This is a genomic window from Mycobacterium sp. NGS40, from assembly GCF_059812735.1.
In genome coordinates, this window is record NZ_JCALDG010000142.1 from 1 (window position 1) to 307 (window position 307).

The 307-nt window shown below is 62.2% G+C and carries 2 pseudogenes; both read right to left on the bottom strand.

Annotation, left to right across the window (positions count from 1 at the left end):
- Nucleotides 1-105, bottom strand: a pseudogene (locus AC5Y5O_RS32305) (hypothetical protein); the annotation flags it as partial.
- Nucleotides 106-134: 29 nt separating this feature from the next.
- Nucleotides 135-307, bottom strand: a pseudogene (locus AC5Y5O_RS32310) (SAM-dependent methyltransferase); the annotation flags it as partial.

Here is a 307-nt window from a genome sequence, read left to right on the forward strand (position 1 = left end):
CCTCGCACCAGGACAATTGGCCGCACCGTAGGACAACGTTGGCCGATTCTTCGGCGAAAAGATCTTTCCCATCAGCTCCATCAGCGCCGACAACGTCACTTCGTTAGCGGCGGCCCGTTTGGCCAATCGTCGCAGTGATCATCTGGCTCGACCGCCACGACCTCGGCCACGGTCCCGGGGTAATGCGCGAAGTTCATTCCGTTGCCGGCGCCGACTTTGATCACACGCCCGCTCAGCCCAGCCAGCGCCCGGTCTCGGTGTTCGGCCGTTCCACGGATCTCGGAATCGGCGCTATCCGCTGATACAT